Genomic DNA, 13,311 nt, shown 5'->3' with positions numbered 1-13,311 from the left:
GAAAGCCTTGGGGGACAACAGACTGGACTGGTGACGACGTGGACGCGGTCGGTCGTGGTGCGCCGGGCCGGCGGGCCGGAGCTGACCGGGCCGGCGCTGCGCCGGCTCCAGGTGCCGAGCGTGCGACCGCTGCTGTACCTGGACTTCGGGCACCCGCACCGGTCGCCGGCCCTGCCGTCGTTCCTGAGCGTGGGGGTCGAGGGCGCTCGGCTGCTCGGCTCGCACGACCGCGAGCACGCGATCGCCGTCGAACTGACCGTGCTGGGCGCGTACCGGCTGGCGGGCGTGCCGGTGAACGACCTGGCGGGGCAGGTCGTTCCGCTCGTCGACCTGTGGGGTTCGTGGGTGCACCGGCTGGAGGGCGAACTGGCGCGGCTGGGCGACTGGCCGAGCCGGTTCGCGCTGCTCGACCGGGCGTTGGCGGCCCGCGCGGAGGTCGGGCCGGCACCGGCGCCGGAAGTGCTCCTGGCGGCGTGGCAGCTGGTCCGGCCCGCCACCGCCCGCCTGTCGCTGGCCGGGATGGCCGATCGGCTGGGCTGGAGCCGCCAGCACCTGACGGCGATGGTCGGCCGGCAGGTGGGCTGCTCGCCACGCCGGCTGAGCCGGGTCGCCCGGTTCGAGCGGGCCGCGTCGATGCTGCTGGTCACCGACCGGCCGCTGGCCGGGGTCGCCGACGCCTGCGGGTACAGCGACCAGGCGCACCTGAGCCGGGACTTCCGCGACCTGGCCGGGTGCACGCCGACCCGGTTCCTGGCCGAACGGGGTCCGCGCGTCCCGGCGGGGCGCGCGGACCCCGGGGCCTAGTGCCGGGTCGCCTTCTCGGCGCCCACGCCGGTCAGCGCGCGGACCTCCATCTCGGCGTACTTCCGCTTGTCGTTCTCCTTGGACAGCACGGTGCCCAGCCAGCCGAGGAAGAACGCCACCGGGATCGACACGATGCCGGGGTTGGACAGCGGGAACAGGTCGAAGTGCGCGTTGGGGAACATCGACGTCGGCTTCCCGGACACCGCCGGCGACAGGACGATCAGCGTGATGGTCACGACCAGACCGCCGTAGATCGACCACAGCGCGCCCGAGGTGTTGAACCGCTTCCAGAACAGCGAGTACAGGATGGTCGGCAGGTTCGCCGACGCGGCCACCGCGAACGCCAGCGCCACCAGGAACGCGATGTTCTGGCCGTTGGCCGCGATGCCGCCGAGGATGGACACGACGCCGATCACGATGGCGGTCCGACGCGCCACCTTGACCTCGGCGTCCTTGTCCTCCGCGACGCCCTTCTTGATGATGTTGGCGTAGATGTCGTGCGCGAACGACGCCGAAGCGGTGATCGTCAGCCCGGCCACCACCGCCAGGATCGTGGCGAACGCGACCGCCGCGATCAGCCCCAGCAGCAGCGGCCCGCCCAGCGCCTCGGCGAGCAGCGGGGCCGCGGAGTTGGCCTTGCCGGGCGCGCCGAGGATCTTGTCCGGCCCGACCAGCGCCGCCGCGCCGTAGCCGAGCACCAGGGTGAGCAGGTAGAACAGGCCGATCAGCCAGATCGCCCAGACCACCGAGCGGCGGGCTTCCTTGGCCGTGGGCACGGTGTAGAAGCGCATCAGGATGTGCGGCAGGCCGGCGGTGCCGAGCACCAGGGCCAGCGCCAGCGACAGGAAGTCCAGCTTGGTCGTCCCGGACGCGCCGTACTGCAACCCGGGGCCGAGCAGCTTCTCGCCGGCCTTGGGCGCGTTGTCGACCGCCGCGCCGAGCAGCGACGAGAGGTTGAAGCCGTACTTGCCGAGCACCCACAGGGTCATCACGGCCGCGCCGACGATCAGCAGCACCGCCTTGATGATCTGCACCCAGGTGGTGCCCTTCATGCCGCCGATCAGCACGTAGGTGATCATCAGCGCGCCGACGACGGCGATCACCGCGGCCTGGCCCAGCTTGTCGTCGATGCCGAGCAGCAGCGCGACCAGGCCGCCCGCGCCCGCCATCTGCGCGAGCAGGTAGAAGAACGACACGGCCATGGTCGAGGTGGCCGCCGCGGCGCGGACCGGGCGCTGCCGCATCCGGAAGCTCAGGACGTCGCCCATCGTGTACTTGCCGGTGTTGCGCAGCAGTTCCGCGACCAGCAGCAGCGCCACCAGCCAGGCGACCAGGAAGCCGATCGAGTAGAGGAAGCCGTCGTAGCCGTAGACCGCGATCGCGCCCGCGATGCCGAGGAAGGACGCGGCGGAGAGGTAGTCGCCGGCGATCGCGATGCCGTTCTGCGGACCGGTGAACGCACGGCCGGCGGCCAGGTAGTCGGCGGCGGTCTTGGTGTTGCGGCTGGCCCGGATCACCACGAACAGGGTGGCGACCACGAACACCGCGAAGATGCCGACGTTGAGCAGGGCGTTGTTGTTCACGCCTGACCCCCTTCGAGCTTCTCGCGGAGTGCTTCCGCGCGGGGGTCGAGGTTCTTGTTGGCGTGGCGCACGTAGAGGGTGGTGATGGCGAACGTCGACACGAACTGGAGCAGGCCGAGGATCAGGCCGACGTTGATGTTGCCGAGCACCTTGGTCGACATGAAGTCGTGCGCGTAGTCGGCGAGCAGGACGTAGACGAGGTACCAGACCAGGAACAGCCCGGCCATGGGGAACACGAAGGTGCGGAGCCTGCGGCGGAGCTCGACGAATTCGGGGCCGGACTGGACTTCGACCCAGTCGTGGGCCGCTCCGGCAGGGGTCGGACCGTCCGAGGTGTTCTCGGTGGTGCTCATGATCCCCTCCTCGCGCTGGTCGGCGGTGTGAACGGCACGTGACCCTCCCGGTGCGTTCAGATACGCGCTGCACCGTAGGGAGACGTGGGTCACGTCTGAAAGACCCCGTCCGTGGACTTGCGCTCAACAGTCGGGTGATGCGATGAGCGGTAGGAATGCTGAGACGAGCAGCCTGCTGAATGATCAGCAATCCGGTCACCGGATCGAGGGTTTGAAGGTCACCCGGTCGTGCAATATGCCTACTCGGAGCGGTTAAACCGCAGGTCTGAACGGGTGCCGCAGCGCCCCGACGGCACCAGCGGCGAGGGCAGGCAGGCCCACCGCCACCCGGCCCGCAGGGGCCACGCCGGTGGCGAAGAACACACCCCTGAGGGGCACTACGCCGACCGTGCCGCCGAGTCTCCGCGTGGACCCGATTTCCTTCCAGTCGCTACGGCCAGACTTCGGAAAACTTCCACTGGTGGGCCCTAGGATGCGGAATCGTGCTGGATGAACTGGATCGTGCGCTGGTGCACGCGCTGCACGTGAACGGCCGCGCGCCGTTCAACTGGATCGGGGCCGTGCTCGGCGTGTCCACCCAGACGGTGACCCGGCGCTACCGCAGGCTGCGCGCCGAAGCCGGGCTGAAGGTCGTCGGCCTGCCCGACCCCGACCACCTCGACGGGTCGCGCTGGCTGATCCGGCTGACCGCGAGCCCGGCCACCGCCCGCGACATCGCCGAATCGCTGGCCCGCCGACCGGACACCTCGTGGGTGAAGCTCACCTCCGGCGGCACCGGGATCTCCGCGCTGATCACCGGCGACTCCCTGCTGGTGCAGGACATCCCGCGCACCGCGAGCATCACCTCGGTGTCCGCCCACCACCTGCTGCACATGTACCTGGGCGGCCCGACCGCGTGGCACGGCCGCGCGAAGGCCCTGACACCGCACCAGCTCGCGAAGCTGACCCCGCCCCGGTCCCAGGACGGCCAACCGCTCGCCGACACCGACGCCGCCCTGCTCGCCGCGCTGCGCCGCGACGGCCGCACCAGCCAGGCCGAGCTCGCCGAGGCCACCGGCTGGTCACCGGTCACCGTCGCCCGCCGGCTGACCGCGCTGACCGCGAGCGGCGCGGTGTTCTTCGACGTGGAGATCGACTCGGCGCTGCTCGGCGCGACCACGCACGCCATGCTGTGGCTGTCGGTGCCGCCCGCGCACCTCGACCACGTGGCCAAGACCCTGGCGCGGCACGAGGAGCTGGCGTTCGTCGCGGCCACCACCGGCCCCACCAACCTCGCCGCGCAAGCCCTCTGCCCGACACCGCGCGCCCTGCACCGGTACCTCGTGGACCGGCTCGGCACCATCGAGCACATCACCGCGATCGAGACCGCGCCCGTGCTGCGGACCGTGAAAGCGCTCGGCTGACCCGTCACCAGGCGGTGTCGAGGGGGCAGAACTTCATTCGATCGGGTGGCAGAAGTGCCCTGGGGCGCGATTCCGCGCGATCTGGCTAACACCAGGCCGGACGTTCCCGACACACCGTCGTCCGACCCGATCAGCCTGGTCGGAGCGGGTGATCCACCGTGCTGCCGACCGTGCCCGGCGGCGCGTCCACCAACGGCGCGGCGGTCCACCGGGCGCGGAGGACCGCCGCGCTAGCCCCACGGCGCGGGCGGGTCCCGCCGGTCGCCCGCCGGCTCCGGCTCGGGTGCCGGCCGCTGCTCCCGGTCCCGCATGAACCCCAGCGGGTCCGGCGCGTGCAACCGCAGCAGGATCTGGCTCACGTCCTCCGGCCGCCGCCGGCCGGTCAACCGGCTGATCATCACCATCGTCAGGAACGACGCCGGCACCGTCACCAGCGCGGGCATCGAGAACACCGACGGGGCCCACCCGCCGGTGTAGGAGCTCACCACCGTCACCGCCTGCGAACCGATCACCAGCCCGCCGCCCACCACCAGACCGGCCACCGCGCCCACCCACGTCAGCCCGCGCCACCAGATCCCCAGCACCAGCAACGGGCAGAACGTCGACGCGGCCAGCGCGAACGACATCGCCACCGTCAGCGACGCGTCCGCGCGCGGCAGCAGCAGCGCCAACCCGATCGCCACCGCGCCGGTCAGCACCGTCGCCCACCGGAAGTCGCGCACCTTGCCCGGCAGGATGTCCGTCGACACCACCCCGGCCACGCTCACCACCAGACCCGACGACGTCGACAGGAACGCCGCGAACGCGCCCGCCGCCACGATCGCGCCCAACACCTGGCCCAGCAGGTTCGGCTGCATCGTGTACGGCAGCACCAGCACCGCCGCGTCGGTCTTGCCGGTCACCAGCAACTGCGGCAGGTACAGCCGCGAGACGACCCCCAGCACCGTCGGGAAGATGTAGAACAGGCCCAGCAGGTACAGCACGTGCAGCGCGGTCCGGCGGGCCGCCTTGCCGTCCGGGTTCGTGTAGAAGCGCACCAGGACGTGCGGCAGGCCCATCGTGCCCAGGAACGTCGCGAAGATCAGCGAGTAGGTCTCGAACAGCCCGCCCAGCCCACCGGCCTGCGGGGTCAGCCAGCTCTCGTTGTCGGTCGGCGAGTCGTCCACCACCGGCACCGGCGAGTCCTGCTCGAAGCGCAGCACCGTGCCCTTGCCGATGGTGTACGTGCCGGGCGTCCAGTACACGTCGCCGTCCGCGCGCCCGCCGTTGACCTGGCCGGTCGCCGACAGCTCCATGGGCACCACCACCTGCACCCGCACCTGCTCGGCCGTGGTGACCGTGACGGCCTCGTGGAAGCGCAGCACGCCCGCCTCGTCCACCGACCGCGCCCCGTTGCCCGGCCCGCCCAGGAACACCGCGAACAGCACGAACGTCGGCGCGGCGATCGCGAACAGCTTGCCCCAGTACTGGAACGCCTGCACCAGCGTGATCGCCCGCATCCCGCCGCCCAGCACGTTCACCACCACGATCACCGTCACCACCGCGCCGCCCAGCCACGCCGGCAACCCGGTGATCGTGTTCAGCGTCAAGCCCGCCGACTGCAACTGCGGCACCAGGTACAGCACGCCGATGCAGATCACGAAGAACGTGCACACCCGGCGCAGGCTGGTCGACCCCAGCCGCGCCTCGGCGAAGTCCGGCAGCGTGTACGCGCCCGAGCGGCGCAGCGGGGCCGCGACGAACAGCATCAGCGCCAGGTAGCCCGCGGTGAAGCCGATCGGGTACCAGAGCGCGTCGATGCCGTCCTTGAGCACCAGCCCGGCCACCCCGAGGAACGACGCCGCCGACAGGTACTCGCCGGAGATCGCCGCGGCGTTGCGGGTCGCCGGGATCGCCCGGCGCGCCACCAGGAAGTCCGGGGTGGTGTTGGCGCGCCGCGAACCCACGTAGCCCAGCAGGAACGTGAGCGCCGCGACGACCACGACCAGGCCCAGGCTCCACAGGTTCTGGATCACCGGTCCACCGAGCTCACGAAGTCGTGCTCGTGGCGTTCGGCGAGTCTTCGGTACGCGTAGCCCACGGCGTAGCAGAGCGGGAACGGCACGACGCCGAGGATCAGCCACGGCAGCCGCACGCCCGCCAGCTCCACGCCGGACAGCGCGGGCACGAAGTAGAACACCAGCGGCAGCAGGGCGAGCAGGGTCAGCGTGCCGCCGCCGAGCAGGAACGCGGTCTTGAGCTGCTGCCTGATCAGGTCGCGGATCAGCTTCTCGCCGACGCTGGTCTGCTCCTCCAGCTCGATGATCGTGCGCAGCACCCGGCCCCGGCCGCGCGGATCGGCCAGCACCACCCGCCGGCGGCGGTTCTTGCGCGCCGCCACCGACAGCCAGGCATCCCGCTCCCCGGGCTGCGGCTGGTCGGGCTGCCCCGGCGGGCCGGAGTGCTTGCTCATCCCCAACTGCTCTTGGGCGGCCGGACGATCCGCTCCTTCAGCTCACGGGTGTGCCGCCGGCTCACCGGCAGCTCCTTGGCGCCCTCGCCGGAGCCGATCACCACCGCGTAGCCGTTCGAGGTCATCCGCAGCTCGGTCACCAGCGGCAGCGCCACCAGGAAGGAGCGGTGGATGCGGACGAAACCCGCGTTCTCCCACCGTTCCTCCAGTTGGGCGAGCGGGATCCGCACCAGGTGGCTCTGGCCGTCGCTGGTGTGCAGGCGCGCGTAGTCGCCCTGCGCTTCGACGTAGCGGACGCTGGCCCGGGGCACGAGCTTGATGGTGCCACCCAGCTCGACCGGGATGACCTCGTCGTCGGTCGGCTCCTGCGCCACCGGCTCGGGCGTGACCGCGGGCGTCACCGCCACCCGGTCCACCACCCGCGAGATCGCCTTGTTGATGCGGTCCTCGTTGATCGGCTTGGTCACGAAGTCCAGCGCGCCGACCTCGAAGGCCACCACCGCCTCCGAGTGCTCCACGCCCGTCACGAACACCAGCGCCGGCGGCGCGCGGAAGGCGCCCAGCACGCGCGCCAGGTCCGTGCCGCTGAGCCCCGGCATGTTGATGTCGGCGAACACCGCGTCGACCGGCGGCAGGCCGGCCTTGGTGCGCTCCATCACCTCGGGGTCGTAGTCGCCCCGGAGGATGCGCAGGGCCTCGGCGGCGTCGAAGGCGGTCAGCACGCGCCGAATGTGCGGGCTGCTCTCGAGCAGATACTTGATCTCGCTCAGACCGGGTGCCTCGTCGTCCACCGCCAGAACGAGGAGGCCGGTGTTGTCGTGGGTGCTCACTGTGCCGCGCATCTTGCCCATTTACGCCGGTCTGTGTCTACGTGGGGTAGGGGGAGTCGACGCCGACCGTGACCTCGGACCGCGCTACAACCCGAATCGCGACCAGCGTGCCCGCTCCTCCAACGCGGCCAGCGCGGCCGGTACGAAGTCCCCCGATCGGGTGGTGCTGCCGGCGAGCCCGAGGCGGGCGAGCAGCGGGCGGCGGGGTTCCGCGACCGCGATCTCGGCGTCCGGGTAGCGCTTGGCGACGACCGAGCGCAACGTGCCGATCCCGTCCACCAGGCCCAGGTCGCGAGCCTGCGAACCGGTCCAGATCTCGCCGGTGAACAGCTCCTCGTCGGACCCGGTGAGCTTCGGCCCGCGCCGCTCCCGCACCCAGGCGGTGAACTGCGCGTGCAGGTCGACGTGCAACCCCTTGAGCCACTCGACGTCCTCGGCCTTGACCGGCTGGAACGGGTCGAGCCGCACCTTGTGCTCCCCGGCGGTGAACACCCGCCGCTCGATCCCGTGCCGCTGCAACAGCCCGTCGAGCCCGAACCCCGCGCTCACCACGCCGATCGACCCGACCAGCGACGTCCCGTGCGCGAAGACCTCGTCCGCCGCGCAGGCCAGCCAGTAGCCACCGGACGCCGCGAGGTCCTCGCAGAACGCCAGCACCGGAACCCGCTTCTTGGCGGCCAGCTCGCGGATCCGCTCGGCGATCAGCGCGGACTGCGTCGGCGCACCCCCCGGCGAGTTGATCAGCAACGCGACCGCGACCAGCCGGTCGTGGTCGAACGCGCGGGTCAGCGCGCTCTCGACGGTCTGCATGCTGATCGTGTTGCGCGCCATGGGCGTCGGGGTGGGCGTGATCACCCCGTGCAACCGCACGGCGGCGACGACCGGCCCGCGCTCGGCGCGGTCACTGACGATCTTGGGCAGCCGGGCGGCGATCTTGTCCGTCACGCTCATGCGTCGACCTTACGTCGGAGGTCGAAAACGAGGGTGGCGGAGCTAACATCGGCCGGTGACGTTCAACCCGATCCGGTGGCTGGAGCGGTACGTCGAGTGGTGGGACGACCGAGGCCGGCAGAACGCGGACGGCCCGACCTCCATGCACATCTACTGGATGTGGATCGTGTGGTCGGTGTGCGCGGTGATGCTGGTGACCACCCTGGCCGTCGCCGCCGCCCCCTGACAGGCCGACCCCGCGAGCCGAACGCCACACCACCGAACGAACACCACCCGAGCCGCACGCCGCACGGGCCGAGTGTCGCCACTGCGGCACGCGTCGCGATGGACCCGCCAGGACCGGGTTCGCCACCACCGCCGCAGGTCCGCGTTCGCCACCGACAGGTGATCACGCACACCCGCTGGTCAGGCGCGTATGGCCGGCTGTTCCGAGGTCTCCTCCAGTTTGTGGGGAACCAGCGGCAGGTTGGTGCGGACACCCGGCGAGTACTTGGGCACCTTCAGGATGATCTTCATGCCGGCGTCCGGCGCGGTCTCGACGACCAGGGCGTAGTCGTCGCCGAAGACCGCCCTCATCCGGTGGTTGATGTTGCCCAGACCCACGTGGGCGCCGGTCTGGTGGCTGTCCTTCAGGTCTTCGAACAGGCGGTCCGGGTCCATGCCGAGGCCGTCGTCCTCGACCGAGATCAGGGCTTCCGCGCCGTTGTCCTCGGCGATGATCGTCAGCAGGCCGCCGCCCGGCTTCTTCGCCAGGCCGTGCCGGACCGCGTTCTCCACCAGCGGTTGCAGGACCAGGAACGGCAGGACCACCTGGAGCACCTCGGGGGCGATCTTCAACCTGACGTTGAGCCGCGGGCCGTACCGCGCCTGCTCGATGGTCAGGTAGCGGTGGATGTTGGTGAGCTCGTCGGCCAACGTCGTGAAGAAGCCGTCGGTCCGGAACGAGTACCGGGTGAACTCGGCGAACTCCTGGAGCAGCTCCCGCGCGTGCGACGGGTCCGTCCTGATCAGCGACGAGATCGTGTTCAGCGCGTTGTACACGAAGTGCGGCGAGATCTGCGCGCGCAGCGCCCGGACCTCGGCCTGTGCCAGCGCCTGCCGGGACTTCTGCAGCACTTCCAGCTCCAGCTGCGTGGAGACGAACCTGGCGGTCTCCTCCGCCATCCGGATCTGCCGCTTGTTCGCCACGCCGCTGACCACGATCAACGTCCCGGCGACCTCGGACTCGACGATCAGCGGCACGATCACCGCCGAGTGCAGCGAGCACGGGCCGGGCAGCTCGCAGTCGAGCTTCCGGTGTTCGACGTGCTCCTTGTGGCACTCGCCGATCGCCCGCTCGATGTAGGTCCGCAGGAACTCGTAGTGGTCGTTGGCACCGCCGTCCCACGACAGCAGCGTGCCCTCGTGGTCGGTGATCCCGACCGCGACGCACCGCAGCATCTCCCGCAGGTGGGGTGTGGCCTTGTCCGCCGCGTCCTGCGTGAGCCCTTCTCGCAGGTCGGCGGACGCCTTGGACATCCGGTGCAGCATGTCCATCACGGCGTCTTCGACCGACGTGCTCACCCGTCGGGCACGGCACAGCATCACGAAGAGGCCCAGCACGGCCAAGGTCGCGATGACACCGAGCACCGCGCGCTCGGTCAGGAGGTCACGCACGGCGTCCATGCTGTGCCGTCCAGTGGCCTCTAAGCAAGGGGTTGTCCACCGGATCGAGTAGACATCCGATGAATTCACCTCCGCTCGGTGGCGTTAGGCACACCCTGAGTCGGTCCCTACACCTGCTCGATGGAACCACTGCGGGCCGTCGGGCGGTTTCCGCTGCGCTGTTCGGACGGTCGGTCGGACGCTTCGGACACGCGCTGTGCGACCGGGTACGGGTGCATACCTTCCCCATCGGGTGACTTGTCACCTGATCGGTCACTCTTCGCACCCGGCGGGACGGCTGCGGAGGCCGCACTTGCTGCTGAGGGCAGCTCACTGCTGAGGGCGGCTTACTTGAGCAGGCGGGACATCCGGCGGTCGGCCAGCGGCTTGCCGCCGGTCTGGCAGGTCGGGCAGTACTGGAACGCCTTGTCGGCGAACGACACCTCGCGCACCGTGTCCCCGCACACCGGGCACGGCAGCCCGTTGCGCGCGTGCACCCGAAGCCCGGACCGCTTCTCACCCTTCAGCCGCGCCGCGGACTGCCCCACGGACCGCGCCACGGCGTCCGTCAGCACCCCGATCAACGCCTCGTGCAACCGGTCCAGCGCCTCGGCGTTCAACTTCCCCGCCGTCGCATAAGGCGACAGGCGGGCCGTGTGCATGATCTCGTCCGAGTAGGCGTTGCCCACCCCGGCCATGAGCGTCTGGTCCGTCAGCGCCGTCTTCAGCCGCTCCGCACGGCCCGCGAACAGCTCCTCCAGCCGCGCCCGCGACACCGACAACGCGTCCGGCCCCAACCGGGCGATGCCCGGCACGGTCCGCGGGTCGGTGGTCACCCACGCCGCGAGCCCCTTCTTGGTGCCCGCCTCGGTCAGGTCGAACCCCGGCCCCTGCCCCGGCGGCCCCAGGTGCACGCGCAGCGCCAGCGGCCCCTTGCCGGGCTTGAGCGGGGCCGCCGACATCGTGTCGGACCACCTCAGCCAGCCGGCCCGCGCCAGGTGCACGATCAGGTGCAGCCCGTCGCAGTCCAGGTCCAGGTGTTTGCCGTGCCGGCCCGCGCCGGTCACCGTCCGACCTTGCAGATCGGTCCACGGCGGCGTGAAAGTCTTCAAGACCTGCAACGACGCCACGTCGACCCGGTGCACGACACGCCCGACGGCGTGCTCGCGCAGGTGGTCGGCCAGCGCCTCGACCTCGGGTAGTTCCGGCACCGGACCAGTGTCGCCCGCGAAACCCGATCAGTCGACCCAACCGGGCCGACCGGGAGTCGACCAGGGGCCGACCGGGGAGTCGTCCCGAGCCGGGCGGGTCGGTGAACGCGGCCGGAGGGGAGTCGGGCGGCGGGCGTCAGTCGACCGGTTGCAGCGGGCCGTCGAGGTCCGGCAGGGAGTACATCTCGATCTTGCGGGCCACGTTGGAGACCTCGTTGCGCACGGTCAGGAACCCGCGCACGGACCCCACCCAGCGCTCCGGCGGCAGCTCGTCGGTCTTCTTCGCCTCGGCCGCCACCAGCCACGGCCGGCGCACCGCCCACCGGGCCGGGAAGAACAGGAACACCAGGACCAGGGCGAAGATCAGCCACGCCGGGACGACGACCTCCTGGGGCGTCCAGGCGACCAGGATCACGCCCATCACCACCACGAGCGCCAGCATGAGCACGCCCGGCCCGTGGCCGCCGCTCACGTCGTGCTCGAAGTCGGCGTCGGCGGACGGGTTGCGCCACTCGATCTGGCTGCGCACCGTCCACATCCGGCCGTCCGCACCGCGCACCAGCCGCGTCATCACCGTGCTCCTCAGGCGTCGAACGATCACTCAGCGGCCTCAACGCTACCGGCAAACCCTTGCAACCAGTGGGTGAACCCGGTGGTCGCGGCCCGTGATCAGGAGGGTTCGAGCGCGCTCGGCGTCGGGTGCAGCGTCACCGTGGTGGGGGTGACCGTCGGCGTGGCGGGGGTGGTCGTGGTGGTTTCGACCAGGGCCGTCGGCGTCTCGGAGGTGGTCGTCGCGGACGTCTGGGTGTCGTCCACGGGCTCTTGGAACAGCCGCAGCTCACGGGTCGTCGTGGCCGGGGCGGACACCGACCCGGCCTCGGACGCCCGCGTCGTCGTCGTGGCGGGCTTGGCCGGCTGGGTGGTGGTCGCGCGGACCGCCGCGCGGGTGTGCTCGACCTGCTCCCGCGCCGGCGGCGGTTCCGGGGAGGTCTCGCTGGTCGGCCACCCGGTGACGGTCGGCGCGGTGGAGCGCAGCTCCAGCACGTCGCTGCCGTTCGGGGTGTCCGGGGAGGCGTCGACCAGGGCCGGCCCGGGTGCGCCGGTGAACGAGCCCGCGATCACCCCGAACAGGCCGACCGCGACGGCCGACGCGGACGCCGCGAGCGCCAGCTTGACCCGGCCGGTGAGCCAGGCCGCCTTGCCCAGCGCCGCCTGACCCAGCACGGCCTGGCCCAGCGCGGCGGTGCCGAACAGGGCGGTCGCGGCGACCGGCACGGCGATGCTCGCCGCGTGCGCCCGCAGCGTCGAGCACACCTCGGTCAGCTCGGCGTGCAGCGAGTTGCAGGAGGAGCAGGTCTGCAGGTGCTTGCGGATGCGCCGCTGCTCCGCGCCCTGGACGCCGCCGGCGGTGTAGTTGCCGAGCTTGGCGACCACGGAGCTGCACGCGCGCGGCCCGACGTCCTCCGCCAGGTGCGCCTGGAGGTAGGCGGCGCGCAGCCCTTCGCGGGCCCGCCGGGCCAGGGCGGCCATCGCGTTGGGGCTCAGGCCGAAGCTGGGCGCGACGGCGGCGGGCCGCTCGCCCTCCACCTCGACCTGCCACAGCACGGTCCGCCAGCGCTCCGGGAGGCTGGTGAACGCCCGCGAGATCAGCGCGTGCTCGGGGCGCGCGGCGGTGGCGTCCGGGAACGGCTCGACCCGGCGGGACAGCTCCTCGTCCTCCACCGGCACGTCCCGCCGCCGACCGCTCCACTCCCACGCGACGCGGCGGGCGACGGTCAGCAGGTAGGTGCGCACGTGGTCGGTCGGCCCGGTGCCGCGGCGGATCGCCTGCAGGACGCGGAAGAACGCCTCGGCGGTCAGGTCGTCGGCCTCGGCGTGTTCACGGACGTGCCGGAGGGCGAACCTCCGGACCGCGTCGGCGTGCCGGGAGAACAGCTCCCCGAACGCCGAGTCGTCGCCGGACCGCACCCTGGCGAGCAGTTCCCGGTCGAAATCGGCATCTCCGGCCATCCCGCCCGGCACCTCCCGCCCGCACTGTGGTCCGAGGTCAAGATGCCACAACCGGGTGGTCGCGCCCCGA

13 protein-coding genes are annotated in these 13,311 nt (G+C 71.4%); 3 read left to right on the top strand and 10 right to left on the bottom strand.

What is annotated here, in order from left to right; all coding sequences use genetic code 11:
- Positions 1–30 precede the first annotated feature (30 nt).
- Positions 31–804: a helix-turn-helix domain-containing protein gene (locus BN6_RS00425; RefSeq protein ID WP_015097535.1), complete on the top strand. Its 774-nt coding sequence runs from the start codon at positions 31–33 to the stop codon at positions 802–804.
- On the opposite strand, the gene BN6_RS00420 is transcribed toward BN6_RS00425, so the two are convergent.
- Positions 801–2,387, bottom strand: coding sequence for a solute symporter family protein (locus BN6_RS00420; protein WP_015097534.1), 1,587 nt, complete (start codon positions 2,385–2,387; stop codon positions 801–803). The two genes, BN6_RS00425 and BN6_RS00420, sit on opposite strands and share 4 nt — an antisense overlap.
- Positions 2,384–2,740, bottom strand: a complete 357-nt coding sequence (locus BN6_RS00415) for a DUF485 domain-containing protein (RefSeq protein WP_041311515.1) — start codon at positions 2,738–2,740, stop codon at positions 2,384–2,386. The genes BN6_RS00420 and BN6_RS00415 overlap by 4 nt, the downstream gene beginning before the upstream one ends.
- Before the next feature lie 482 nt (positions 2,741–3,222).
- On the opposite strand from BN6_RS00415, the gene BN6_RS00410 reads away from it, so the two are divergent.
- The gene (locus BN6_RS00410; RefSeq protein WP_015097532.1) at positions 3,223–4,143 is read left to right on the top strand and encodes an Lrp/AsnC family transcriptional regulator; all 921 of its coding nucleotides are present in this window, start codon (positions 3,223–3,225) and stop codon (positions 4,141–4,143) included.
- Between the two features lie 230 nt (positions 4,144–4,373).
- Here BN6_RS00410 and BN6_RS00405 read toward each other — a convergent pair whose 3' ends face one another.
- From BN6_RS00405 to BN6_RS00390, 4 genes are all read right to left on the bottom strand, one after another.
- Complete coding sequence (locus BN6_RS00405; protein ID WP_015097531.1) at positions 4,374–6,158, bottom strand: sodium/solute symporter; 1,785 nt, start codon at positions 6,156–6,158, stop codon at positions 4,374–4,376.
- The gene (locus tag BN6_RS00400) at positions 6,155–6,595 is read right to left on the bottom strand and encodes a hypothetical protein (protein WP_015097530.1); all 441 of its coding nucleotides are present in this window, start codon (positions 6,593–6,595) and stop codon (positions 6,155–6,157) included. The genes BN6_RS00405 and BN6_RS00400 overlap by 4 nt, the downstream gene beginning before the upstream one ends.
- A complete protein-coding gene (locus BN6_RS00395; protein WP_015097529.1) occupies positions 6,592–7,446 on the bottom strand; it encodes a LytR/AlgR family response regulator transcription factor in 855 nt (284 codons plus the stop codon). Before BN6_RS00395 ends, BN6_RS00400 begins: the two co-directional genes overlap by 4 nt.
- A gap of 63 nt (positions 7,447–7,509) precedes the next feature.
- Positions 7,510–8,376, bottom strand: a complete 867-nt coding sequence (locus tag BN6_RS00390; RefSeq protein WP_015097528.1) for a S49 family peptidase — start codon at positions 8,374–8,376, stop codon at positions 7,510–7,512.
- 55 nt (positions 8,377–8,431) lie between these two features.
- Here BN6_RS00390 and BN6_RS47325 point away from each other — a divergent pair, with 55 nt between their 5' ends.
- Complete coding sequence (locus BN6_RS47325) at positions 8,432–8,602, top strand: hypothetical protein (RefSeq protein ID WP_015097527.1); 171 nt, start codon at positions 8,432–8,434, stop codon at positions 8,600–8,602.
- 179 nt (positions 8,603–8,781) lie between these two features.
- On the opposite strand, the gene BN6_RS00385 is transcribed toward BN6_RS47325, so the two are convergent.
- From BN6_RS00385 to BN6_RS00370, 4 genes are all read right to left on the bottom strand, one after another.
- Entirely contained in the window at positions 8,782–10,041 is a 1,260-nt protein-coding gene (locus tag BN6_RS00385; RefSeq protein ID WP_015097526.1) for a sensor histidine kinase, read from the bottom strand.
- A gap of 326 nt (positions 10,042–10,367) precedes the next feature.
- Complete coding sequence (locus BN6_RS00380; RefSeq protein WP_015097525.1) at positions 10,368–11,231, bottom strand: Fpg/Nei family DNA glycosylase; 864 nt, start codon at positions 11,229–11,231, stop codon at positions 10,368–10,370.
- Between the two features lie 136 nt (positions 11,232–11,367).
- Positions 11,368–11,802: a hypothetical protein gene (locus BN6_RS00375; RefSeq protein ID WP_015097524.1), complete on the bottom strand. Its 435-nt coding sequence runs from the start codon at positions 11,800–11,802 to the stop codon at positions 11,368–11,370.
- A 98-nt stretch (positions 11,803–11,900) separates the two neighbouring features.
- Positions 11,901–13,241: a sigma-70 family RNA polymerase sigma factor gene (locus BN6_RS00370; protein WP_015097523.1), complete on the bottom strand. Its 1,341-nt coding sequence runs from the start codon at positions 13,239–13,241 to the stop codon at positions 11,901–11,903.
- Positions 13,242–13,311 lie beyond the last annotated feature (70 nt).

The sequence above is a fragment of the Saccharothrix espanaensis DSM 44229 genome, from assembly GCF_000328705.1.
Classification (GTDB): Bacteria; Actinomycetota; Actinomycetes; order Mycobacteriales; family Pseudonocardiaceae; genus Actinosynnema; species Actinosynnema espanaense.
The sequence above is the reverse complement of the archived record's forward strand: the minus strand, read 5'-3'. Positions and strand labels throughout refer to the sequence as shown.

Bases quoted from the DNA above. Each gene is read 5' to 3' on its own strand.
- BN6_RS00390 (WP_015097528.1), bottom strand. From the start codon at position 8,376: ATGAGCGTGACGGACAAGATCGCCGCCCGGCTGCCCAAGATCGTCAGT.
- BN6_RS00370 (WP_015097523.1), bottom strand. From the start codon at position 13,241: ATGGCCGGAGATGCCGATTTCGACCGGGAACTGCTCGCCAGGGTGCGG.
- BN6_RS00375 (WP_015097524.1), bottom strand. From the start codon at position 11,802: ATGACGCGGCTGGTGCGCGGTGCGGACGGCCGGATGTGGACGGTGCGC.
- BN6_RS00415 (WP_041311515.1), bottom strand. From the start codon at position 2,740: ATGAGCACCACCGAGAACACCTCGGACGGTCCGACCCCTGCCGGAGCG.
- BN6_RS00395 (WP_015097529.1), bottom strand. From the start codon at position 7,446: ATGGGCAAGATGCGCGGCACAGTGAGCACCCACGACAACACCGGCCTC.
- BN6_RS00400 (WP_015097530.1), bottom strand. From the start codon at position 6,595: ATGAGCAAGCACTCCGGCCCGCCGGGGCAGCCCGACCAGCCGCAGCCC.
- BN6_RS00385 (WP_015097526.1), bottom strand. From the start codon at position 10,041: ATGGACGCCGTGCGTGACCTCCTGACCGAGCGCGCGGTGCTCGGTGTC.